Origin of the sequence: Streptomyces sp. NPDC089424 (assembly GCF_044749345.1) — a bacterium.
In the GTDB taxonomy this organism is placed as follows: Bacteria; Actinomycetota; Actinomycetes; order Streptomycetales; family Streptomycetaceae; genus Streptomyces.
The window spans coordinates 1547642-1569083 of record NZ_JBIVHU010000001.1; the positions used below are offsets into that span (position 1 = coordinate 1547642).

The window sequence follows — 21442 nt, forward strand, 5'->3', positions numbered from 1 at the left end:
ACGGGGCAATGTGGGCATCGGCCGGTTCGCCGGGGTGGCAGGCGTGTTGCTCGCGGGCCGGCGCCAGCGGCTGGGTGGCTGGCTCGACCACGAGGACCGCACGCCTCCCGGCGAGTGAGCGGTGGGCGGAGCGCCCGGACAGACAGGAGATCCGGATGATCGGGAGACGGTTTGCGTGTGGTCTCGCGACTACCGGCCTGATCGCCGTGGCCAGTGCGTGTGCCCCCGCACAGGACTCCGGCAGGATGCGGGTCACGGCCGAGACGGCGAGTCCCTCCCGGACGGCGAGTCCTTCCGAGAGGCCGTACGACAAGCTCTCGCCCCTCCTCGAGCAGGAGCTTCCCAACGTCAAGGGCAAGACGTTCACCTCGGCGATCGTGGACTTCCCGCCCGATGCCCGGGCAGCGCCTCATCGACACGGCCAGGCTTTCGTCTACGCCTACGTGCTCGAAGGCACCGTCCGCAGCCGGCTCGATGACGAACCGGTCCGCACTTATCGTCAGGGCGAGAGCTGGGTGGAGCCGCCGGGCTCGCACCACCTTCTCGCGGAGAACGCCAGCCGCACGAAACCGGCGAAACTACTGGTCGTCTTCGTGTCCAACACGGGCGACGAGATCAAGGTCGACGACCCGCCGAGGTAGTCGCATTCCGGCTGGCGCGATGGCCGGAGCCGGCCGAAGCCCTATGCGCATGAGGGAGGCCGCAGTGCGGGCACGGCGGGTGCCGGGGCCTTGGGCCCTGGACACCCGCCGTGTCGCGGCCGGTTGCTCCGCGGTGTGATGACCGTGCGGTTCAGGCGCCGCGGTGCTGGTAGGCGCGGTCGATCCGCTGCTGGACGCTGTTGCCGGCCGCGTCGGTCGCGGTCACGCGCAGCGTCACGTACGCGTCGCCGTGGACGCGCCAGGGCCGCTCGACGATCGCGGTGAAACCGCTGCCCTTGCGGGTCGTGGTGGCCCGGCTCCAGCTCCTGCCGTCGTCGTACGAGGCCTCGACCTCGACCGTCACTCCGCTCGGGGCGGCCAGACCGTCCTGCATGCGCACGCCCAGGCCGAGGGTGTGCTCGCGCCGCGAGCCCACCGCGTTGTGGACGTCCACCGGTACGTCGTAGTCGAGTTGGAGCATCGGCAGCACGGCCTTGGCGGTCGTGGTGTCCGAGCGGAACGTCCACGAGGTGTGCGTGCGTGTACCGAAGCGCCAGTTTTCGGACGTGCGGCTGGTGGCCAGGTCCAGACGGTACTCGGCGTCACCCGCCGGTACCTCGAAGTTGGCCCAAGCGCCCTGCTCGGACTCCGCGATCTGCCTGCCGTTGCGGTGAAGCACCGCCTCGGACTGCTCGCTGCCGCTGCCGAACTGAGCGTGCGACCAATGGACGGTCTCGGAGGAGTCATTGAAGTCCGAGACGTGTACCGACAGGTTGTCGCCTTCGCGCACCGACGGCAGGTGCCCACCGCGCGGGATGGACGGTCGGACCACCGCTCGGTACCAGTCCTCCGTGGTGCGCTGCCCGGCCCGATAGGTGTGCAGGTCGTCACGCATGCCGCCCTGCAGCGGAGAGGAGAACTGGTTGACGGGGCCGTAGGCGACGGCGTGCTGCCACTGGGTGTCCCCGGTGCTCACGTACTCGACGCGCTCCTTCCCCACCGGGACGAAGCGGTCGAATCCGTAGAACGCCACGTTCTGGTAGGGGCGCCAGGCGAAGCGCTGCTCACTTGCCCACGACGCGGCACCGGTCCGGGTGTAGGCGCTGCGCACCTGCGCTGTGTCCTGCTCCGAGACGGTGAAGACGTTCTGTTCCGGGATCGAGGCCTTGACCATCGCCAGGTCGTACATGTACGGACTGCGCACGGTGCCGGAGAAGTCCACCTTCGTGGTGCCCCTCCTCACACGCTCCAGCAAGGCCGCGCCGTCCGTCTCCGAGGCACGCAGGACCGGCAGGGCCAGCCGCTCCCCAACCGGCGACCACTCGCTACGGTGGTTGAGACCTGCGGGCCACACCACCATGAGCGCCTCGGCGCCCGCATCTACCGCGGCGCGTTCGAGTGCGGCCGCGTCATAGCCGCCGGAGGAGTCGTCCCGCACGACGGCCAGCTTGCCGCGGACCTCTCGGAAGCGGGGCGCCTGCGCCGTGCCGGCGTCCACGGCGGTGAGCCGGACGCCCTTGTCGCTGAAAGGCGGCGACGTGATCTCATAGGTGGGGGTGAATTCCAGCGCACGGCTGCCGGGTACCTCGGCCCGCAGCTCCGGGGCCTTCATCTGGGTGCGCAGGCCGAACTCGAAGGTACCGTCGGTGACCGGTGCGGTGGCGGTGGTGTAGTAGCGGTCCGAGGGCCAGACCATGGTGGCCACGTTGCGGACGTTGCCGTCGATCTGACGGTAGAAGACGGTGTCGAGGATGCCGTACCGCTCGGCGGGACGAGGCGTGCGGACCTTCACCTCGCGGGCCTTCGTGGCGTCGAGTGTCACGGTCGTGTCCTTGGTGACCTTGACCTCGGGCACGACGACGTCGCCGACCCTGGCGGTGCCGTCGTCGCCGGACTCCTGGAAGGCGCCGCTGATCTGGTACGTGCCCTCTTCCACCTCGGCGACGCCCGCGTGGGGATCCGAGTAGTCCACCTCGCCGTCGGCGCCCCAGATCTGCGGGGTCGCGCCGGGCACGACCTTGCCGGCGCGGTCGCGCAGGACGACGGTCAGCCGGTGCTTGGGGGCGTGCACCGCGAGGGAGAGGGTCGTATGGGTGAGCACGGTGCCGTCGGCGGACTTCGCGGTGACGTAGCCGAAGTACCGGCCGCGGGCCGCGTGCGCGGGGTCGGTGCGCAGCGGAACCTGCACCGTCGCCCCTGGCGCCACCTGCACGGTGCCGGAGTCGAGGCCGACCACGCCGGCCGCGAGCGAACGGCCGGAGTCGGTCGCCAGCTTCACCGACAGAGACAGCGTCAGCGGCTTGTCGCCGTTGTTGGTGTAGCGGACGGCCGCCGCCTGCCGCGGTCCGTTCGCCATGCCCAGGTCCATCGGGGGCAGCGCCAGCGAGCCGGTGGCCGTGAGCGGGCCCGTGGCCGTGGCCAGGTCGACGCGGCCGCCACCCTGCTCCGTCACCTTGGTGCCCGCCACGGTACGGGAGGTGCTGATCAGCGCGTCCTTGAGCTGCTGTGCGCTCCAGTCGGGGTGCTGCTGGGCCAACAGCGCGGCCGCGCCCGCGACATGCGGGGTGGCCATCGACGTGCCGTCGAGCGCGATGTAGTCGGCGTTGATCGGCGTGCCCAGCGAGGTGCCGGCCGCGCGGGCCGCGACGATCCCGACGCCAGGGGCGGTGACGTCGGGCTTGACCGTGTCGTCACCGTAGCGGGGGCCGCGGCTGGAGAAGGGCGCGAGGGTGTCGCCGCGGTCGACGGCACCCACGGTCAGGGCCGCGTCGGCGGCGCCGGGCGAGCCGACGGTGTACCGGCCGGGGCCCGAGTTGCCGGCGGCGACGACGAACAGTGTGTCGGTGGACTCGGTCAGGGCGTTGAGGGCGACGCTCATCGGGTCCGTGCCATCGGTGCGGATGTCCGCGCCGAGGCTCATGTTGACGACCTTGGCGCCCTCGTCGGCGGCCCACTCCATGCCGTCGATGATCCCCGACTCGGATCCGTAGCCGTTGTCGTCGAGCACCTTGCCGATCAGCAGGTCGGCCTGGGGTGCGACACCGCGTCGGGTTCCGTCGGAGGCCGCGCCGGTGCCGGCGACGGTGGAGGCGACATGGGTGCCGTGGCCGAAGTGGTCACCGGTGTTGCCGCTGCCGGAGAAGTCCTTCGCCCCGGCCACGCGGTCGGCGAGGTCCCGGTGCCCGGCGTCGATGCCGGTGTCCAGCACCGCCACCTTGACGCCCTGACCCTCGTAGCCGGCCTTCCACGCGGCCGGTGCGTTGATCTGCGCGGTGCTGCGGTCCAGTACCGCCCGCACCTTGCCGTCCAGCGCGATCCGTGGGGCGACCTCGGCGCGGGCGGCGTCCGACTTCCCGTCCGGGGTGAGGGCCTGCCAGAAGGCTGCCAGGTTCTGGCCGGACACCCGCACCGAACGGGCGTCGATGCTCTCCAGGTTGCGCGCGGGCGCCTTGCCGGCGTCGAGCGCGACGAGGCGGTCGGCGGTCGCCGCCGCTGCCTTCGCCGCCCGGGCGGTCACCCGGGCACCCGCCCGCGCGGGCTCAGGCCGCGACGAGACGATCAGCGGCAGAGCGGACGAGCGGGCCTCGTCGAAGCCGTCGGCGATGAGGCCGGTCACGTCGAACAGGCGGCGGTCCAGGGCGCCGGCCGCCACGAGGGCCTCCGCGTCGAAGGGCATGACCGTCAGGGCCTTGCCGTCGCCCTCGACGCGCCTGAAAGGCATGTGTTCGCGCCCGGGTCCGGGCTCGACCGACACCACTTGCCGCCCGCCGGGCAGCGTCGTCACGGTCACACGGTCGCCGCTGATCAGCCGTACCGTCGCCGAGGAGTCTTTCGTCGAGGAGTTCTGCGTCGCGGCGGTGGCCCGGTCGGCTCCACCGGCAGAGGTCGGCTGTGCCGTGGCCACAGCGGGCACGCCTGCGGCAACCAGTACCAGTCCCGCCGCTATTGCCGCCTTGAGGCGGCTTCTTGAAGACATGAGTCAGAACCCTTCGTCCACCTGCAATTCACAACCTGGCCGATCATGTGGGGAACAGTTCGAAGGGGTCTACGACTTGGGATGGCGCAAACACGACATGGCCAAACTCCGACACGGATCACCTCCGGGGTCAACGGGCCCTCGTTGCGGAGTCGCTGACGCTCCGTCGAGGTGATGCGCCCCAGGGCCTGGCCTCAACTCCGCGCACCCCTTGGGCATTCGGGGGCATCGGGACAGCTGAGCGGCGTGCCTGGGTGAAAGCTTCGGACCGGCCTCCGGAGGAAGGGGCGCCCGGCCTGCCCGGCGGAACGCGCCGAGGGCATCGATCCAGCACATCGCATGGGGTTCCCGAGCGGGCGATTCCCGGCGTGCCGGTCGTTGTGCGAGCGGCCGGCGGCTTGGTCATAGTCAATAGAGCATGTTCTAATCAATGCAGGCGTGCCTACCACTTTGGCCAGGCGGACTTCCGGCGGCGCGCGGCCCCTGCTGTGCGGAGCCCTGGACGCCACCCCGCGACAGCCACATGAGCACGTCTACAGATCGGACATCCGTCCATGACTTCCTATGCCATACACGCCGGTGCGCTGTTCGACGGCCGCAATCTGTCCGGCCCAGCCACCGTCCACGTCATGGGTGACCGCATCGTAGGTGTGGACCGCACCGGCGCCATGCCGGCCGACGGCACCGAGGTGTTGGACATGGGCCCCTCCGCCTGTCTCCTGCCCGGCCTGATCGACACCCACGTCCACCTCGTCTTCGATGCGAGCCCGGATCCCGTCAGTTCCCTGGCGTCCACCCCCGACAGCGCCCTCCTGGCACACATGCGGGCTGCGGCCCGGTCAGCTCTTCTGGCCGGTGTCACCACCGTGCGTGACCTCGGTGACCGTGACTACCTCTCGCTTGCCTTGAAAGCGGAGTTGGCCCGGCAGCCCGAGCACGGTCCAGAGATCCTCGCTGCCGGCCCTCCGCTGACCACCCCCGGCGGGCACTGCCACTTCCTCGGGGGCGAGGTCGAGGGTGCCGACGCACTACGCGCCGCGGTCCGTGAGCGTCATGCTCGCGGCTGCTCCGTCATCAAGATCATGGCCAGCGGTGGCCACATGACGCCTGACTCCGTGCCTGCGCATGCCTCGCAATACGGCCTGGACGACCTGCGCGTGGTCGTGGACGAAGCGCACCGCCTCGGCCTCCCGGTGGCAGCGCACGCTCACGGTCTCCGAGCCATCGAAGACGCGGCGGAAGCGGGTGTCGACAGCCTGGAACACGTGTCCTTCCTCGCCGCCGACGGTGTCACCTGTGAGCCCGAGCTCGTCGACATGCTCGTGCGGAAGGGGACCTTCGTCAGCCTGACGATGGGCCTCGACCCGAACGTGGCGGTGCAGGTGCCCGAGAGTATGGCCGCGCATGTGGATGCCCTGCTGGACACCTACAGTCACCTGCACAAGGCGGGTGCCCAGGTTGTCGTCGGATCGGACGCGGGTGTGGCGCCGTGGAAGCCCCACGACGTCCTTCCCCATGGCGTGGCCGACCTGGCGCGTCTGGGCGTCTCGCCGTTGGCGGCGCTGGCCTCCATGACCAGCCTGGCAGCTCGGCTTTGTCGTGTGGAGGGCCGCAAGGGAGTGATCGCCGCGGAGGCCGACGCCGACATCCTGGTCGTCGACGGGGACGTCGCACATGACCCCGAAGCCGTCCTGAACGTACAGGCGGTGTTCCGCGCCGGGACCCGCGTGCGGTGACTCACTGGGGCGACAGTGGGACTCCCTGGCCGACGACATGTCTGTGACGACAGCTGAATGCGGCTTCGTTCAACGAACGGGCGACGGTACGGGTCTCGCGGCCTTGTCAGGCTGAACGATCGGGAGTCAGTGGGGCTCGTGCCGCAGCGGTGGCCGTGCGCTCGCCGCATGGGGTGGGACGCCGGAGGCGTCGTTCGGTATCGGCATTGCCGGCGCAGGGACGGCGGTCCGGAACGCTGCCGGGGCGGGGTGCCCAGTTGGGTGGTGCGGCGCCCCACCCGGGAGGTGCTGGCCTATGGTGTGCTCGCGACCCTGTTCTGCGCGTGCGCGACGACGCGGCCGCTCGATGGGGGAGCCTCCCTCTGAACAGTGTTGATGTAGTCGTTGAGAACCTTCCGGCCCGTCAAACCTTGTCGGGCTCCATGAGCCTGACGGTCTCCGTGTAGATGCTCTGCATCGCCTTGGCGCGCTCGGCCGAGTCCTGGATCATCCAGACCTCGAGGTGCTCGGTGATGAGTACGCGGGTCTGATCCGATCCGCTGGTCAGCGTGAGGTGAAGCCGGGAGATGCGCCCGTCGGGGGCCGGGGAAGCGGTGAAGTCGCCGTACCCGTGCAGTCGTTGCCCTCGACGTCCCGGCCGGCCTGGCTCCAGCTGCCGGTGATGAACTTGTCGGTCTCCGTGGAAACGGTCCAGCGGAGCTTCGTCTTCGTCCACCGGACCGCCTGCGACCGGTGAAGGTCGATGGCCTGAACCCGGCCCCGGATCATGTCTCCTCCGGTCATGGATAATGAGTCCGGCGGCGCCGCCGCATCGGCAGTGCGACTCCCCGCGGCGCGCCAAGTCCGCTGCACCGTCACGCGCCGTGGCTGCCGCCAGGGCGCGCCGCGAGAGGCGTCGGCGGCCGTGCGTCTGGGCGAATCGTGGCGGATGGCGGCGCGAGTCCCCCGACATGATGTCCCCGCACTGCGGGCCTAGCTGTCCTTCAGCAGTGCCTGGCAGGCGGATCGGGTGGCCCAGTTCTGGGCGCGGTCGAAGGGCCAGCCGCGGTCTCCGACGAGGGTCATCCAGGCTTGCGGGCCGAGGTAGAACCAGAGCAGGTCGATGGCCTCCGCGCGCGGGACGTCGACGCGAAGCGCGTCGAGCGCCACGAGGCGGTCGGTCACGCTGGTCAGGGCTTGGAGGTATTCCTCGGCTCCCCGGTCCAGAACCTCTTTGACCGCGGGTTCCCCGGGCGGCTTCCGGTACAGGAGCCCGTACAAGAGGTCCCAATGGCGCTCATGGATGAGCCGGGTGCCCTTGGCGATCAGGTCGATCACCCCGCGGGGGTCCTCGCCGACTTCGATGGCCGCGACGGCATCGGTGATGCTCGGTGCGTTGAGTATCGGCTCCAGCAGGGCCGTCAGGATGCTCGGCTTGTTCCCCACGCTGCTGTATACGGTCGGCACGGCGACTGTCGCCGCCTCGGCGATCTCCCCGATGGTGACTCCGGTGTACCCGCGGGCCAGAAAGAGTGCCTGCGCGTTGCTGAGGATGGTTTCACGCGTGGCTGCCGCCGAGTTGGTGCGGCGGGGAGAGTCGTACTTCCGAGTAGTCACCGGCACACCATACCCCCGTGAGCTTGGTTGCCATATTGACTATAGGTGCATCCAATGAATATGGTCTCTTTCATGCCCAAAGACGCCCTCGAGCATGTCCCGGCGGTCATGGAGACTCGGCTTGCTCACGAGGTCCACCGTGTCGCCACCACCCTGTTGGCCGAGGCGGCCGCGCAGCCCTCGGTACCGTTGAGCGCCCTCGGGCGGCTACGCGACTTCCTCGTCGCGATCCTGCGCCATCATCACGAGACCGAGGACAACGACCTGTGGCCCCGGATCGCCGCGAATGCGCCAGAAGCGGCTCGTGCACTCGGCTTGCTGAGTGAGGAGCACGAGCGCCTGGAAGGGGCGCTCGATCAACTCTCCGCAGTGGACCTTCAGGACAACGATGTCCTGGCTTCGAGCGGTCCGGCCGACCGGACAGGGCCCAGCGGCGACATGGCGGAGGACCGGGTCCGCGCCGCGCTGCGCAAGGCGGCCGTCGAAGTGCGCGACACGGTGCACGACCACCTCGCCCACGAGGAGCCGCTGCTGTTTCCCGCGCTTCGCGACCACATCAGCCGGGCCGAATGGCAGGCCTTCGCGCAGCGGGTGATCGCGACCACGCCGCCTGTGGAAGGCCACCTGATGGTCGGCTTCCTCGATGAAGTGGGGACACCCGCGGAGGTGGACATGGTGCTCGCAGGGCTGCCGGAGCAGTTGCGTGCACTGCTTCCTGCTGTCCGCCTGCAGGCGAGGGAAGACCTGAAGATCTTGCGCGGCGCAAGCAACTGACATCGCACGCCCGGGGCCCACGGGGGAGAAGCGCACACCTTCGCTCCCTGGCAGGCTGAATATGACTCATACGTTGAAGAGGATCACACTCATGTCGACAGTCCTTGACCAGTATTTCGAGATCTTGAACTGGGCCGAGCATGGTCCCTCCGCTCTGGACGGCCTTCGCGACATCTTCGCTGAGAACGTAGTGATGATGCACGCCGGAGAAATGGTCCAGGGCCGGGAGCCCGCCGTCGACTTCCACCGGGACCAGGCGGCCAGGTGGAAGGAGTCCAGCCACCATTGGACGACATCCGTGCAGGCGGACGGTTCCCTCACCGGCAAGTGGAGCCAGGCCGGCCTGGACCTGCAGGGCAACGGATGCTCCGGGAGCGGTGAAGTCTCCCTGGCCCTGGACTCCGACGGGCGGATCTCCCGGCTCCACCTGTCACTGACCGGAGGGACGGACCGCGCCCGGCTGCTCATAGCCAGGCACCTCGAGGTATGGATGATCACGGACGCGACCGCGCGTGCCAAGGCGATGGAGGAGATCTACACCGAAGACATCACCATCATGGAGCCTGAGGATGTCTTCGTGGGCCGAGAAGCGATCAGCAACTACATCGACGTCGTACAGCGCAAGGCCCCGCCCCTGAGCGGTCGGCTCGTCAGCCACTCGCAGAACAAGGAATTCATCCACTGGAGCTGGAGTTTCGGATTCCCGGGCAACAAGACGGCACTGGGATCCGAGGTCCTGCACCTCAGGGGCGATCTGATCGAGAAGATCGTCATCTTCAGCGCGGACAGCGATGTTTTCACCGAGGGCACGCGATAGGTACAGCGGCAAAGGGTGTTCGGCGCGGCTGCCCGACACCGCCGGACCCGAAGCGGGTGGAGCACCGGCCGCGGCCCCGAGACGGCGAGCAGTGTGCGGGATCCTGTGATCCTGTTCGTGCTGCACACGGCCTGCAGTGGGAGTTCCTGCCGCAGGAGCCGGCCTCGACTCGGAGGTGACGTGGACCGGGAGGAAGCCGGACCGGTCGCGGGTGACGATCGGTTCCTCCCACGTGCGGGCCGCTCGCCGACGCCCAGGAGTGGGTTCGGTCCGGTCGACCGCGCACGGCCGGGCAGCAAGCACCGCGTCCGCACCGAGGGACAGGGCATCCCCCCGCGGGGTCGCTGACCGGCGGCAACCGCAACGCCGTCATGAGCCTGCGCTGCCACCACTGGACAAGGTCCCCGCGGTCGTCGGTCGGTCCGACGAACTTCTCTCCGACCGAGGCCACGACCACGTGTGGGCACCTGCTGCTGCGGCGCGGCATCCGAACAGAAATCGACGAGCGGCCCACCCTCGGCTCCGGCCTCGGCGCCCTGTCTCCTGTCCGTCTGGAGCCGGTTGGGCGGCAGGGCCGGGGCCGTAGCGAGATCGGACCGGCAGGTGCCCCGCGTCGACGAGGCGCTCCCTGGCCGTCGTGGATGGCTGCGCCGGAGATGCCGACCGCCCCGGCCGGGCGGGTACCGGTCCGCCAGACCGGTCACCGGCCCCGCTCGTGCCGCAGCGCCGGCGGGGCCGGACAGCTACCTGACGTCGACGTAGGCCCCGGCGTTGGACGCCGCCGCCGTGGTCGACGAGCCCCAGAAGCGCAGGCGCCAGTAGCCGTCTGCCGTGGCCCGCACGGTGGTCCTGAAGAACCCGTCGGCGTCGCCCTTGATGATCTTGACAGTGCGGAAACTGCCTGAGTTCGCGGGACGGAACTGCAGCCGCGCCTCCTGGTTCCCGAACGTGACGTACTTCTGCTGTTCCCAGTCCGCCCTGATCAGGTCACCGCTGACGACAATGGGATAGCCCTTCTTCACCGACGCCGGAAAGGCGCCGGTGGTGATCTTGGCGATGCGCAGGACCTGGACCGTGGCTGCCTGGTCGACCGTGCGGTAGTCATCGTCCTGGGCGAACAGCGCGATGCGCACGCGCCAGGTGCCCGCGTCGGCGTTCACCAGGCCGTCTCGCCGGGGTTCGATGTCGCCACCCACGGAACAGGTGCTCCTGGTGCACCCCGAGTACACGCCACCGGTGACGGCCGTCGGCCTGTTGATGTCGGTGCCCCGCCACAACCAGGCTTCCATGGCCCGCAGCCCCGAGTTGTCGGTGCCCGTGACCCTGTAGCCGAACAGCTTGCCGCCGGTGCCGACGGCGACCCCCTTGCCGTTGTTCATGACGACCTGGGTGATTCTCGTGTCGCCGTGGTGTTCGTCGGCCTGTGCGCCGGGCACGGCGTAGACGGCTAGTGCCGCAGCCGTGCCCAACACGGCGACGGCGGGTCTCCTGCGCATATGTCCTCCTACGGGGAAACGACGGGTGCACTGCGGTGCAACACCAGGCGGCTGGACGTGGCAGTGGGTCAGACCAACGGTCGAGGCCCGAGGTTGTGCCCGGAGCGGCAACGAGCTGCGATGAAGGCATACATGTCGATCCATCAGTCAGCCGTGCCCTACGCGCGGCAGGCACCGTGGCGCAGAGCGCACCCCTACGCTCCGCAGCGCCGGGTCGTCATGCAGCGAACTCATGTCCGGCCGGCGCTGCTAGGTCTGGAGACCTGCTCCGGTCTCGTCACCGAGTGGCACCGCTGCTTACGTATCGCCGAGTAAGCCTGTCTGGCCGCGTTCACCGTCGAGCTCCTGCTTCGCATGGCCGCGTATCCCGACCATCCGCGGGACTTCTGGAGAGACCGTCCTGGAAACCTGTGCAATGACTGGACGCAGGGCGTAGGACAGCCGCGATGCGCTGAGGCCCGGCCGGTCGACCGGTTCTCGCCGCACTTGTGAATCCGCACATCCGTTACCCGGATCCACACCAGCCTGCTGGTCGGCCGCGGCCACAGGACGCCCCCCGGCCCGATGCGACCACGGCCTCGGGCCTTGATCGAAGCCGGTGGTACGCGGAAGCGGCAACACGAATGGCGCGGTCGCCGTGGGCGCACCGCCTAGGGTGCGCACATGGCATCGCAGAGCTATCTCTCCGAACTGTTCTCGCTGGACGAACGGGTCGCCGTGGTGACGGGCGGCAGTTCCGGCATCGGCCGGGCCATTGCCGGTGCCCTCGCGCGAGCAGGGGCACGGGTGGTGATCGTGGCGCGCAGGGAGTCGGAACTGGTAGCCACCGTCGACGAGTTGGCGGCTGACGGGTGCCGAGCGGCCTGGGTCAGCGCCGACCTGGGTACCCGCGTCGGGGTGCGCACCGCCGCGGAGGAGGCGGTCGCGGTCTTCGGCGAGCCCGACATCCTCGTCAACTGTGCCGGAATCAACCTGCGCCCGCCGCTCGGCGAGCTGGGTGAGGACGTGTGGGACGCCACCATGGCGGTGAACCTTGAAGCGCCGTACCTGCTGGGCCAGCGGTTCGGGCCAGGCATGGCTGAGCGGGGCTTCGGACGGATCATCCACATCACCTCCCAGCAGGCGCATCGCGCGTTCGTCCAGAGCGGCGCCTACGGGGTCTCCAAGGGGGCGCTGGAGGCTCTGGCGCGCTCGCAGGCAGAGGCATGGTCGCCGCACGGCGTCACCTGCAACACGCTGGTGCCTGGGTTCGTCATGACCCCCCTCAATGCGCGGTTGTCCTCCGACCCGGAGAAGGTCGCGGCGCTGGCCGCGCGCACGATGGTCGGACGTAACGGCCTCGCCGAGGACTTCGCCGGAGCGGCAGTGTTCCTGGCCGGCCGTGCCTCCGGTTTCGTCACCGGGCAAGCGATCTTCGTCGACGGCGGGCTGTCCGTCCACTGACCCTTTGTGTTCACGTGTTCGGGGAGGCAGTCTGAGAATTCAGGTTCTTACTCGTACCGGCCCGGCAGGTCAGCTCCTTCTGCGGGAGCGTGCCGGTCAGCAGGTATGTGGTGACAGCACCGTCAGCACATTGTTCGCCACTGGGGTAGGCGATGTGACCCTCGCCACCGAGTATGGTGACCATACTCGAGCCCTTGAGGTAGGCATGTAGAGCCAGGCCGCTGGCCAGCGGGGTCTGCGGGTCCCACTCATTCTGGACGATCAGCGCCCCCACATTGTTGGTCACCTTTATTGCTGGCTCTTTCGAGTCCTGCCAGAAGGCACACGGTTTGACATTGGAAACAAAGTCACCGTAGAGCGGGTATTGCTTCATGTCCCGAACGGCATCATTTTGATACCTTTCCGGGTCATGGGGCCAGGCGGCCGAGTTGTCGCCGCACATCACGGCCCAAAAGCTGGCTGTCGCGTTGTCGGACGGCACTTCCGCCCCCAGGATGCCGGAGGACGGTGCCCAGCCCTCCTCGGAGTCGGCGCCGTCCGCCATCCAGCCCGAAGTGCTGCGCCGGTCGACTGCTGTCTGCCTGAGCCCGACGATGATCTCAGTGGCGCGCTGGGGGTCGACTGCCTCGGTGCGCATGCGGCCGCGGATGTCATCGCCGGTGGTGGGCTGTCCCTCTGTCTCGAAAGGGTCGTCGTCGGCCATGTGCACCAGGTTCCAGAAGGTCCGTTTCACCGCTTCCGGGGTTCCGCCGAGACCGTATGTCTCAGAGCGCTCAGCGACCCACACGGCCCACCGGTCGAAAGCCGGTTCGGCACTCCTCGCCCACCATCGGATCATCTCGCGCCAGACACGCGTCGGGTCCACTGCGCTGTCCAGCACGAATCTGTCGGCCCGGCCTGGAAACAACTGGGTGTACACGGCGCCGAGGTAGGTGCCGTATGAGCGAGCCACGAATGAGATCTTTTCCTCGCCGAGGATCGCCCGGAGCAGATCCATGTCGCGCGCGGTATCAGACGTGGTGATGTGCGGAATTTTGTCGCCGGATCTCGCTTCACACTTGCGTGCGACTCTGCGTGCCCAGGCGACGTCATGGGTGAATGTCCGAGCCTTGTACGGACGTAGCCAGGTCTCCTCCTCGTGATTCAGTGCGCAGGATATCGGGCTGCTCTGCCCGACGCCTCTCGGGTCCATGCCGATGAGGTCGTATTTGTCCCGCACGGATTCTGGGAGCTTTCGCCGCATCTTGAAGGGCATTTCAAGCCCTGCCACCCCTGGTCCGCCGGGATTGAAGAGCAAGATGCCGCGCCGTTCGGCGGGTGCTGCGCTCCTGAATCGAGACACGGCGAGGTCGATGCGCCTTCCCGCGGGAGCTCGATAGTCCAGTGGAACCTCGATCGTGGCGCATGTGAAATCCGCAGGGAACTCGTCCCCGCAGCGTTTCCACTGCGGATCCTGCCTGACAAATCCGTCAAGCGCTCCGACCGCAGGGTTCCATGGTGTTGGGGGAGTGACGGCCGGAACGGCAGCGATCGAGGCTGTGAGCGTGAGAGCCATCACCAGCGCGACACCCACGTGGCGTCGCTGCTTGAGGGCCTTGCATCTCACTCCACCCGCGTCATGCGTAGGCGACCGACATGGATGCGGGAGGCCACCGCCACCGTCAGCGGGCGAGTACACCAGCGGCCCTCGGCATCACGACCGGGGTGTACCGCCGGGCGCCGAGGGCGTGCACACGTGTCCGAGTATCTGCCGCCGGTCGCACTCCTGGCAGCCTTTCAGGAGGCCACGTACGGATTGAACGTCGGCCGCCACGGTTGTCGCCGGGAGTCGGTCCAGCGCTGCCGGTGCGATGCATCATCTCTCCGTCATGTGGTGCAGCGGTGCAACCGGCTCCCGGTGCACTACGACACTGACTTGAAGATGTCAGAGAGTTGTGAGGTCGGGACGAGTCACACCACTTGCTTCCCAAGGGTTGCCCCGTGACGCGCGTCGTCGAGTCCGTAGCCACCTGAGGGGGTCATGACGGCACGACGGGCTCAGCGGATCGACGATGCGAGGGGCGACGTCCCGCCGCATCCGTGCGCGGACGCGTCAGGGTTCGCAGGGGCGGCGGTACGCCCCGTGCCACCAGATCTGTGCGAGCTCGCGGGCGAATGCGGCGTCGCCGCCGCCGGCGTCGACACTGATGTGGTGGGCGATTGCCTGGGCTCCTCCCCAGACGATGATGCGGCTGGCCGAGACCGCGTCGAGATCGGCCGGTGCCAGGCCGGCGGCCTGCTCCGACAGCAGGTGCCGCAGCGTCGACTCGTCGAAGCCTTCCAGGTCCGCGGTGTAGAAGTCATTCACCACGGGGTCGTAGGCCGCCGCCTCGCGGACCGCGGTCAACGCACTGTGGTGCGCGCGGTGAATTCCGATCACTTCTTCGAAGAGCTGGGCGAGCTCTTCCGGGCCGGCGGCGGGGACCCATTGCTTGACCAGCGAGAGCAGCGACTCCCGCAGGTCGTTGGTGAGTCGCACGAGGACGTCCGACTTGCTCTGGAAGTGAGCGTAGAACGTCGCACGCGACACCCCGGCCTCCTCCAGGATGCGTTGCACGCTGATCTCGGAGAAGGCCTCACGCGAATTGAGGAGCCGCTCGAGGGCGGACATGACCTGCGCCGCGGTCGCGGCCGAGCGGCTGGCGTGATGATCGGCCTGGCGTCGGGTCACGGGTCTCATCAGTAACCTTCTGGGTGTCTTTCGTGCTCGTTCGGTCCGCGTGGTGCCGTGGGCGTACGGCCCACGAAGGCACCCCTCCAGGTCGGAACCGCTGCGCGGCGCGGTGGATCAGTGCACCACGGGCAGAGCGTAGTCCCACAGCCGGTCCGCTGCTGCGGGGTCCACGGACCACTTCGCCACACCCTCCCTGACGTCGGGGCCTCCGTCCACGACTTCCGACTCCTGGTTGTCCTCGAAGTACCGCCCGCTGATGCCGTCGAGGAGAGGCGATGCGGCCAGTAGCACCGTGGTGGCCGCGCCCTGGGCGGGGGTCTTGAAGTAGTCGGGGGTGACGAGGTTGCCGTCCGCATCCATGGCACCGAGGGCCATCAGGGTGGCCTTGTCCATGTGACGTGCCAGGTTGGTGTGGATCGACCCCGGCGCGCAGGCGTTGGCGGTGATGCCGTCCTCGGCCCATCGGCGGCTGATTCCGACTGCCAGCAGGACGTCGGCGGTCTTCGACTGCGAGTAGGCGACGAACGGGTCGTAGGAACGGCGTTCGAAGTGCGGGTCGTCGAAGTCGAGCCCTGCCCGCAGCTGGGCACCGGAGCTGACCACGACCACGCGCGCGTTCTCGGCGCTCTGCAGGGCCGGGCGCAGTCCTACGGCCAGTGCGAAGTGGCCGAGGTAGTTGATGGCGAGCTGCATCTCCCAGCCCTGTGCGTTGGTCTGCCGGGTCGGGAGCATCATGACCCCTGCGTTGGCGACGAGGCCGTCGAGCGGTCCGCTCCAGGCGGAGCAGAAGGCGCGGACGGAGTTCAGGTCGGCAAGGTCGAGCGCGGCGGCCTGTGTCTGCGGGAACTCCGCGAGCAGCGGCTTCGCGTCGTCGGGGTTCCGGGTGGCGATGGTCACCTGGGCCCCCGCGCCCGCGAGTGCGCGCACCGTTTCGGCACCGAGTCCGGAGGAACCGCCGGTGACGATCATCCGGCGTCCGCTCAGGTCGACTCCGTCCAGCACCTCCGCCGCAGTGGCGCGCTTGCCGAAGGGGGTTGTTGTCAGCGTCATGACTGTCCTGCCTTCACACGGGGCTGTGGTTCCGAGCGGGCGGCGGACCACGATCCCTGCCGCCCGACGTCGAGCGAGAGTAACCATACATCGTGTTCAGACACGGTGTATGGATGCCTCGCATGGGGAGATGCCGACGCTGCTGAAAGCGCAGGCGTCGCTACGCCGTGTCCGGCGGATCTTGTGATGGTCGGCCTTGGTGCGGAAGCCGCATCTACCGAAGTCGGGTCAGCGCGGGGGCCGTTGGGAGAGCTGTCGCAGGGTGATCAACGGGATGCTGTTCCGGCAGCGCACCGGGATGCCGTGGCGGGACCTGCCTGCGCGTTTCGCTCGGGGGAAGACCGTGTACGAGCGGCCCCGGCGCGGGCGACGCTTCGCTGCCCATCCCGGTCATGAACCGTGTCCGTGTCGCCCGCCGGGGTGGCGGGCGACACGGACCGGCCCGGCCCCCTCGGTAGTGGCAAGGCTGACCGGCGAAGCAAGATCAAGCAGACGATCCCCGGACCGAAGAACCAGCGGGGCAACCGACAGCACGAAGGCGGCAGGGGCGGTCTGTCATCGGCTTCAAGCGGAAGGTCGGCGTCGCCGGGGTGGCGGCCGACGTCATCGAGGGAGCCGAAATGGCACCGTCGGGCGTCGTTCAGGCCCGGGTGTAGCCGCCGTCGGCGAAGAGTTCGGCGCCGGTGACGAACGATGAGGCGTCCGATGCCAGGAAGAGGGCGGCCTCGGCGATTTCCTCGGCGTCGGCCAGCCGCCCCAGTGGTACGACGGACTCGGCGAACTGGTCGACGTCAGGCCCCGCGGCGCCCAGCAGGCCGGGGGTCCGCGTGGGTCCCGGGCTGAGCACGTTGACCCGGAATCGGCGCTCCCGCGACTGCCGGGCCCAGTTGTGCACGAGGTTGCTCACCGCCGCCTTCGAGGCGCTGTAGACCTCGAGTTGTTCATTGGGACGCACGCTGTTGCTCGAGCCGACGACCAGGATGGAGGCGTTGTCCGCCAGCAGGGGAAGCGCCTTCTGAACGGTGAACAGTGGGCCCTTGACGTTGACGGCGAGCGTCAGGTCGACGTTCGCCTCGGTGTGGGCGCCGAGCGCCGCGTCCGCGACGATTCCCGCGTTGGCCACCAGCACGTCGATGTGCCCGGCCTCCTCGCGGACTCGCGCGTAGAGCGCGTCCAGGTCGGCAAGGGCGGAGACGTCAGACCGGACGCCGGTGGCCGCAGGGCCCATCTCCTTGACTGCCGCTTCGAGGCGGTCGACGTTCCGGCCGGTCACGAAGACCCGTGCGCCCTCCCGGACGAAGCGGTGGGCGATGGCCAGCCCGATCCCGCTGGTCCCTCCGGTGATCACGGCCACCTTCTCATGAAGCACGCCTGGCATGTCGAACCCCTTCAGTTATGGAACGGATCGTCCATAACGTAGGCAGTAATGGACGATCGAGTCAAGAATGGCTAGGCTGAGAGCATGCCGAGACCACGCGCATTCGACGAACGCCAAGTCCTGGAGCGGGCCCGGGAACAGTTCTGGGCGACCGGCTATGCCGGAACCCGGATGGACGACATCGCCCAGGCGACCGGCCTGGGCAAGGGCAGCCTGTACGGCGCATTCGGCGACAAGGGCAAGCTGTTCCACCGTGTGTTCGGCGACTGGTGCACTGCGGTCGTCGAGGTGGCCGAAGGGCGGCTGGCAGGTGGCCCGGACGCAGAGGCCTTGGCCCGGCTGTCGGGATACGTGCACCTGATGGCGGAGAACACGGCCTCCGACACCGAGCGCCGAGGGTGCCTGTTGGCCAAGGGCGCGGCGGAACTGGCCCAGCACGATCCGACGGTCGCCGGACGGTCGGCCGAGACCATGACGGCACTGCTGACCCTGCTGCGGACGGAGATCAGCGCCGCCCAGCGCCACGGCGACATCGACAGCGCTGCGGATCCGGAGCGGTTGGCGGCACTGTTGCTGACGGTGGTCCGCGGTATCGAGGCGGTCGGCAAGGCCGGCCTGGACCCGGAGACGCTGCGGAACATCGCGGACACCGCCCTGGCGGTCCTGCCCGTGCCCGAGGGGCGGAAAGGCGTCGCAACCGGACGCGGTCCGGCCCGCGAGGACTGACTCGGCGCCATCACGGCCACGTGATCCACCGGACAGTGCCCAGGCGCGCGGAGCGCGATCGCCGGGGATGCTGTGCGAGCGGCGGGCCGCCGAGCGAGGCTCGCGCCAGGGCTGTGGATCGTGGAGGTCGCGGCCTGCCGGGCGGTGCGCTTGCCGAGAGCCTCGTCTCGGGTCCGGGTCCGGGTCCGGGTCGGTCGACTCGCTGTCGAGCCTGCGCAGGACTCGGCGGCGCGGCTCGCGACGCCGGCCCAGCAGGCCCGCTGCGCGTCGGGCACCATCAGCGAGGATGTCGTTCTGACCGCCGTCGACCTACACGAGTCGGCATGCGATCTGCCCGTGCGGCCGATCTGGACCGGCCCACGAGCGTGCCCCGAGCGCACTGCGGCGCTGGTCGAGCGACTGCGCAGCACCGCCCCGGGCTCGTATCGGGATGCGATCCTTACGGCGGGGAGCGCATCCACTGCTCGCACAGATAGATGCGCCGCCCCGTACTGCCCTTCTGACTCAGTCTTCGGCGACGCGGATGATCGTTTTGCCAGTGATGCGCTTGGCCGGTGTGAACGCGGAGGCTGCCTCGGCGAGCGGGTGGACGGCACCGACGATCGGCTTGAGGCGGCCGTCCCGCAGCCTCTGCGCGAGGTCGGCCAGACGGGCCCGATCCGGTTCGACGACGAAGAAGACGGCTCGGCCGTCGTGAGGGTGGACGGTGACCGGCTCTGCGATGGTGACCAGGGTCCCGCCGGGGCGGACCAGTGCGGTGGAGCGTTCGAGGATGTCGCCGCCGATCACGTCGAGCACGACGTCGACCTCACCGACGCCGGCCAGTCCTTCGGCCTGAAGGTCGATGAAGGCGTCCGCGCCCAGACCGATGGCCGTATCGCGGTCGTCGGCCCGGCCGGTGCCGAGCACCCGGGCACCGACCTCGTGGGCCAATTGAACGGCGATGGAGCCGACCCCGCCTGCGGCGCCGTGGATGAGCACGGTCTGGCCGGTGGTCAGGCGGGCGTGGTCGAACAGGGCCTGCCAGGCGGTGAGCCCCGAGATCGGCAGCGCTGCGGCCGTGACGTGGTCGACGTCGGCCGGGAGTGGAGCGAGGTTGCGGGCCTCGACCGCCGTGTACTGGGCCAGCGAGCCGTTACGGGCCCAGTCGGTCACACCGAACACGCGTTGCCCGACGGTCAGGCCGGTGGTCCCGTAGCCGAGCTCGGCGACCACGCCGGACAGCTCGTGGCCAGGCACGCTCGGGGTTCGGTCACGACCGGCCCGGTCGGTCCATGTGCCGGGCCAGTCCAGCTCGCCCGGGGTGAATCCTGCGGCGTGGACCTCCACGATCACGTCGTTCTCGGCGGCGTGCGGGTGGGACAGCTCGGAGAGGGTCAGGCCGTCGACACCGGCATTGCGGTCTTGGACGGTGATGGCTTGCATGAGGGGTTCCTCCGAGTAGGGGACGCTCAGGGAGCGGGTAGGGCGCCTGGCGGGCTCGGCATCAGTCCCGCACGAGGTCGCCCGCCATGATCAATATCGGCGCCGTGCGACTTCTCCGCCACAGCACACAGCGGCGGAGAAGGGAGGGATGCCGGGCGCCCTTGTCGTCACGCCTCGAACCCTAGGAGCGAAGCGGCTCAAAGATGTGGGCCACTTGCGCCCACTTCCAGTGGGCCATCTGATGATGGGCAGCTGGACGTCGGGCCGACGGTGACCGCAGGATCTCGGTTCCGGGCAAGGAGGCGGCGGGCGTCGTCCCGGCTGGCTGAGCGGCGGCAGCGGCCATGGCGGGCGTGCACCTGGACGGGCGGGCGGCCGACCCCGATGCCGGACTCGGCGATCCGGTCCGGCAGCAGCGGCCCACTTTGCCTGCCTGCTCCTCCTCTGCGGCCGGCTGCTGAAGGCGGGGGGCTTCGGGGTCCTGTGTGCTGCCGGATCGATGGGCCGAGCGACCGCATTCGCGTGTTCGATTTTCTGTTCGATATCGTGCGAGGAGGAGGTGGTGACCGTGGACGCAGCGGTTGGTGAGGTGGCAACGGTGATGCACGTGCGCTGCCCGGACCACCTTCCGGAAGAGACGTACCGGGAGGTGCTGGAGCAGCTGGCCGAGCTGTCCCCGGTCGTGCAGGCCTTGCCGCCGACCGCGGCTCTGATCGAGTTGAAGGGCGCCCTGCGCTACCACCGCACCGACCCCCAGCACCTGGGGGAAATCCTGCGGGTTCGCACGATCTCCCGCCTCGGCGTCGACGTCCGGGTGGGGGTCGGGCCCTCGATCACGGTCGCGGCCACCGCCTCCGCGCGGATCCCCACGCCGGGCGGCGTCCTCGTCGTCGACCCCGGCCAGGTCACCGACTGGCTGGGACCACTGCCGGTCGAGGCACTGCACGGCATGGGCCCCCAACAGGCGACGGTCCTGCACGATTACGGCATCCACACCGTCGCCCTCCTCGCCACCGTTTCGCCGGCAACGGTCCAGCGCCTGCTGGGCGGCAAGGCCGGCCGCCTCGCCGCCGACCGGGCCCGCGGTATCGACCCCCGCCCCGTCCTGCCTCGCGCCCTGCCCGCCTCCGCAACCGTGCGCCATACCTTCGACCGGCACACCCTCGACGGCGCCACCGTCCGATCCGCACTGCTCCAGCAGGTCGTCCAACTCGGCATCCTGCTGCGCCGCCGCGGCCAGGCAGCACGCGGGCTCACCCTGACCCTGCGCTTCGCGGGCGGCGGCACCTGGCACAAGACACGCCGCCTGCCCGAACCGTCCGCCCACGATGACGACCTGCGCACCCTGGCCTACCAGCTCATGGACGCCGCCGCCCTCCAGCGCGGCCGCCTCGTCGCACTCACCCTCAAGGCCGAGGACTTGGTCAACGCCGATCAGGTCGCCCAGCAGATCAGCCTCGACCACGCCCGCGAAGCCCGCCTCCTGGCCGAAGCGGCCACCGACCGCGTACGCGACAAGTTCGGGCCCGGCATCATCGGCCCGGCCGCGGCGTATCGCCCCGCCTCGTAGGTCGCGTGACCGTCGATGGACGGTGACTGCCACGATCCTTGAACCGCCCGGCATCATCCCGGTGCGGCCGCAGCGGCTCTCCTGTTACGGCCCCACGTCCA

The 21442-nt window shown here is 69.2% G+C and carries 17 protein-coding genes and 1 pseudogene; 9 read left to right on the forward strand and 9 right to left on the reverse strand.

Annotated features, from left to right (window positions below; translation table 11 throughout):
• Positions 1-245: 245 nt before the first annotated feature.
• Positions 246-641, forward strand: coding sequence for a cupin domain-containing protein (locus ACIP2X_RS06840; RefSeq protein WP_401668422.1), 396 nt, complete (start codon positions 246-248; stop codon positions 639-641).
• Between the two features lie 151 nt (positions 642-792).
• Here the strand turns inward: ACIP2X_RS06840 and ACIP2X_RS06845 are convergent, their stop codons facing one another.
• A complete protein-coding gene (locus ACIP2X_RS06845) occupies positions 793-4362 on the reverse strand; it encodes a S8 family serine peptidase (protein WP_401668424.1) in 3570 nt (1189 codons plus the stop codon).
• 809 nt (positions 4363-5171) lie between these two features.
• On the opposite strand from ACIP2X_RS06845, the gene ACIP2X_RS06850 reads away from it, so the two are divergent.
• A complete protein-coding gene (locus tag ACIP2X_RS06850) occupies positions 5172-6353 on the forward strand; it encodes an amidohydrolase family protein (RefSeq protein WP_401668426.1) in 1182 nt (393 codons plus the stop codon).
• A gap of 403 nt (positions 6354-6756) precedes the next feature.
• On the opposite strand, the gene ACIP2X_RS06855 is transcribed toward ACIP2X_RS06850, so the two are convergent.
• Together ACIP2X_RS06855 and ACIP2X_RS06860 are read right to left on the reverse strand one after the other, a co-directional pair.
• The gene (locus ACIP2X_RS06855) at positions 6757-7068 is read right to left on the reverse strand and encodes a hypothetical protein (RefSeq protein WP_401668429.1); all 312 of its coding nucleotides are present in this window, start codon (positions 7066-7068) and stop codon (positions 6757-6759) included.
• 257 nt (positions 7069-7325) lie between these two features.
• Positions 7326-7949 carry a TetR/AcrR family transcriptional regulator gene (locus ACIP2X_RS06860; protein WP_401668431.1) on the reverse strand — a complete coding sequence of 208 codons (624 nt, stop codon included), beginning with the start codon at positions 7947-7949 and terminating at the stop codon, positions 7326-7328.
• Between the two features lie 72 nt (positions 7950-8021).
• On the opposite strand from ACIP2X_RS06860, the gene ACIP2X_RS06865 reads away from it, so the two are divergent.
• Together ACIP2X_RS06865 and ACIP2X_RS06870 are read left to right on the forward strand one after the other, a co-directional pair.
• Positions 8022-8723 carry a hemerythrin domain-containing protein gene (locus tag ACIP2X_RS06865; protein WP_401668434.1) on the forward strand — a complete coding sequence of 234 codons (702 nt, stop codon included), beginning with the start codon at positions 8022-8024 and terminating at the stop codon, positions 8721-8723.
• Positions 8724-8814: 91 nt separating this feature from the next.
• Positions 8815-9540, forward strand: a complete 726-nt coding sequence (locus ACIP2X_RS06870; RefSeq protein WP_401668436.1) for a nuclear transport factor 2 family protein — start codon at positions 8815-8817, stop codon at positions 9538-9540.
• Positions 9541-10283: 743 nt separating this feature from the next.
• On the opposite strand, the gene ACIP2X_RS06875 is transcribed toward ACIP2X_RS06870, so the two are convergent.
• Entirely contained in the window at positions 10284-11036 is a 753-nt protein-coding gene (locus ACIP2X_RS06875; RefSeq protein ID WP_401668438.1) for a calcium-binding protein, read from the reverse strand.
• A gap of 132 nt (positions 11037-11168) precedes the next feature.
• On the opposite strand from ACIP2X_RS06875, the gene ACIP2X_RS06880 reads away from it, so the two are divergent.
• Positions 11169-11351 (forward strand): hypothetical protein, encoded by a 183-nt coding sequence (locus tag ACIP2X_RS06880; protein WP_401668441.1) that lies wholly within the window; start codon positions 11169-11171, stop codon positions 11349-11351.
• Positions 11352-11699: 348 nt separating this feature from the next.
• A complete protein-coding gene (locus ACIP2X_RS06885; RefSeq protein WP_401668444.1) occupies positions 11700-12479 on the forward strand; it encodes an SDR family NAD(P)-dependent oxidoreductase in 780 nt (259 codons plus the stop codon).
• A gap of 10 nt (positions 12480-12489) precedes the next feature.
• Here the strand turns inward: ACIP2X_RS06885 and ACIP2X_RS06890 are convergent, their stop codons facing one another.
• From ACIP2X_RS06890 to ACIP2X_RS06900, 3 genes are all read right to left on the reverse strand, one after another.
• Positions 12490-14034 (reverse strand): alpha/beta hydrolase, encoded by a 1545-nt coding sequence (locus ACIP2X_RS06890; RefSeq protein WP_401668924.1) that lies wholly within the window; start codon positions 14032-14034, stop codon positions 12490-12492.
• Between the two features lie 537 nt (positions 14035-14571).
• Entirely contained in the window at positions 14572-15198 is a 627-nt protein-coding gene (locus ACIP2X_RS06895; protein WP_401668446.1) for a TetR/AcrR family transcriptional regulator, read from the reverse strand.
• 108 nt (positions 15199-15306) lie between these two features.
• Positions 15307-16242 carry an SDR family NAD(P)-dependent oxidoreductase gene (locus ACIP2X_RS06900; protein ID WP_401668449.1) on the reverse strand — a complete coding sequence of 312 codons (936 nt, stop codon included), beginning with the start codon at positions 16240-16242 and terminating at the stop codon, positions 15307-15309.
• A gap of 196 nt (positions 16243-16438) precedes the next feature.
• On the opposite strand from ACIP2X_RS06900, the pseudogene ACIP2X_RS06905 reads away from it, so the two are divergent.
• Positions 16439-16606 (forward strand): annotated as a pseudogene (locus ACIP2X_RS06905) (transposase); the annotation flags it as partial.
• Positions 16607-16882: 276 nt separating this feature from the next.
• On the opposite strand, the gene ACIP2X_RS06910 reads toward ACIP2X_RS06905, so the two are convergent.
• The gene (locus ACIP2X_RS06910; RefSeq protein WP_401668451.1) at positions 16883-17620 is read right to left on the reverse strand and encodes an SDR family NAD(P)-dependent oxidoreductase; all 738 of its coding nucleotides are present in this window, start codon (positions 17618-17620) and stop codon (positions 16883-16885) included.
• 84 nt (positions 17621-17704) lie between these two features.
• On the opposite strand from ACIP2X_RS06910, the gene ACIP2X_RS06915 reads away from it, so the two are divergent.
• Positions 17705-18346, forward strand: a complete 642-nt coding sequence (locus tag ACIP2X_RS06915; RefSeq protein WP_401668453.1) for a TetR/AcrR family transcriptional regulator — start codon at positions 17705-17707, stop codon at positions 18344-18346.
• 504 nt (positions 18347-18850) lie between these two features.
• Here the strand turns inward: ACIP2X_RS06915 and ACIP2X_RS06920 are convergent.
• Positions 18851-19771 (reverse strand): NADP-dependent oxidoreductase, encoded by a 921-nt coding sequence (locus ACIP2X_RS06920; RefSeq protein WP_401668456.1) that lies wholly within the window; start codon positions 19769-19771, stop codon positions 18851-18853.
• A 601-nt stretch (positions 19772-20372) separates the two neighbouring features.
• On the opposite strand from ACIP2X_RS06920, the gene ACIP2X_RS06925 reads away from it, so the two are divergent.
• Positions 20373-21341 carry a hypothetical protein gene (locus ACIP2X_RS06925; protein ID WP_401668926.1) on the forward strand — a complete coding sequence of 323 codons (969 nt, stop codon included), beginning with the start codon at positions 20373-20375 and terminating at the stop codon, positions 21339-21341.
• Positions 21342-21442: the final 101 nt, after the last annotated feature.

Bases quoted from the DNA above. Each gene is read 5' to 3' on its own strand.
- ACIP2X_RS06840 (WP_401668422.1), top strand. From the start codon at position 246: ATGCGGGTCACGGCCGAGACGGCGAGTCCCTCCCGGACGGCGAGTCCT.
- ACIP2X_RS06865 (WP_401668434.1), top strand. From the start codon at position 8,022: ATGCCCAAAGACGCCCTCGAGCATGTCCCGGCGGTCATGGAGACTCGG.
- ACIP2X_RS06925 (WP_401668926.1), top strand. From the start codon at position 20,373: ATGCACGTGCGCTGCCCGGACCACCTTCCGGAAGAGACGTACCGGGAG.
- ACIP2X_RS06895 (WP_401668446.1), bottom strand. From the start codon at position 15,198: ATGAGACCCGTGACCCGACGCCAGGCCGATCATCACGCCAGCCGCTCG.
- ACIP2X_RS06920 (WP_401668456.1), bottom strand. From the start codon at position 19,771: ATGCAAGCCATCACCGTCCAAGACCGCAATGCCGGTGTCGACGGCCTG.
- ACIP2X_RS06910 (WP_401668451.1), bottom strand. From the start codon at position 17,620: ATGCCAGGCGTGCTTCATGAGAAGGTGGCCGTGATCACCGGAGGGACC.
- ACIP2X_RS06915 (WP_401668453.1), top strand. From the start codon at position 17,705: ATGCCGAGACCACGCGCATTCGACGAACGCCAAGTCCTGGAGCGGGCC.
- ACIP2X_RS06845 (WP_401668424.1), bottom strand. From the start codon at position 4,362: ATGCCTTTCAGGCGCGTCGAGGGCGACGGCAAGGCCCTGACGGTCATG.
- ACIP2X_RS06885 (WP_401668444.1), top strand. From the start codon at position 11,700: ATGGCATCGCAGAGCTATCTCTCCGAACTGTTCTCGCTGGACGAACGG.
- ACIP2X_RS06880 (WP_401668441.1), top strand. From the start codon at position 11,169: ATGTCGATCCATCAGTCAGCCGTGCCCTACGCGCGGCAGGCACCGTGG.
- ACIP2X_RS06875 (WP_401668438.1), bottom strand. From the start codon at position 11,036: ATGCGCAGGAGACCCGCCGTCGCCGTGTTGGGCACGGCTGCGGCACTA.
- ACIP2X_RS06850 (WP_401668426.1), top strand. From the start codon at position 5,172: ATGACTTCCTATGCCATACACGCCGGTGCGCTGTTCGACGGCCGCAAT.
- ACIP2X_RS06870 (WP_401668436.1), top strand. From the start codon at position 8,815: ATGTCGACAGTCCTTGACCAGTATTTCGAGATCTTGAACTGGGCCGAG.
- ACIP2X_RS06900 (WP_401668449.1), bottom strand. From the start codon at position 16,242: ATGACGCTGACAACAACCCCCTTCGGCAAGCGCGCCACTGCGGCGGAG.
- ACIP2X_RS06890 (WP_401668924.1), bottom strand. From the start codon at position 14,034: ATGGCTCTCACGCTCACAGCCTCGATCGCTGCCGTTCCGGCCGTCACT.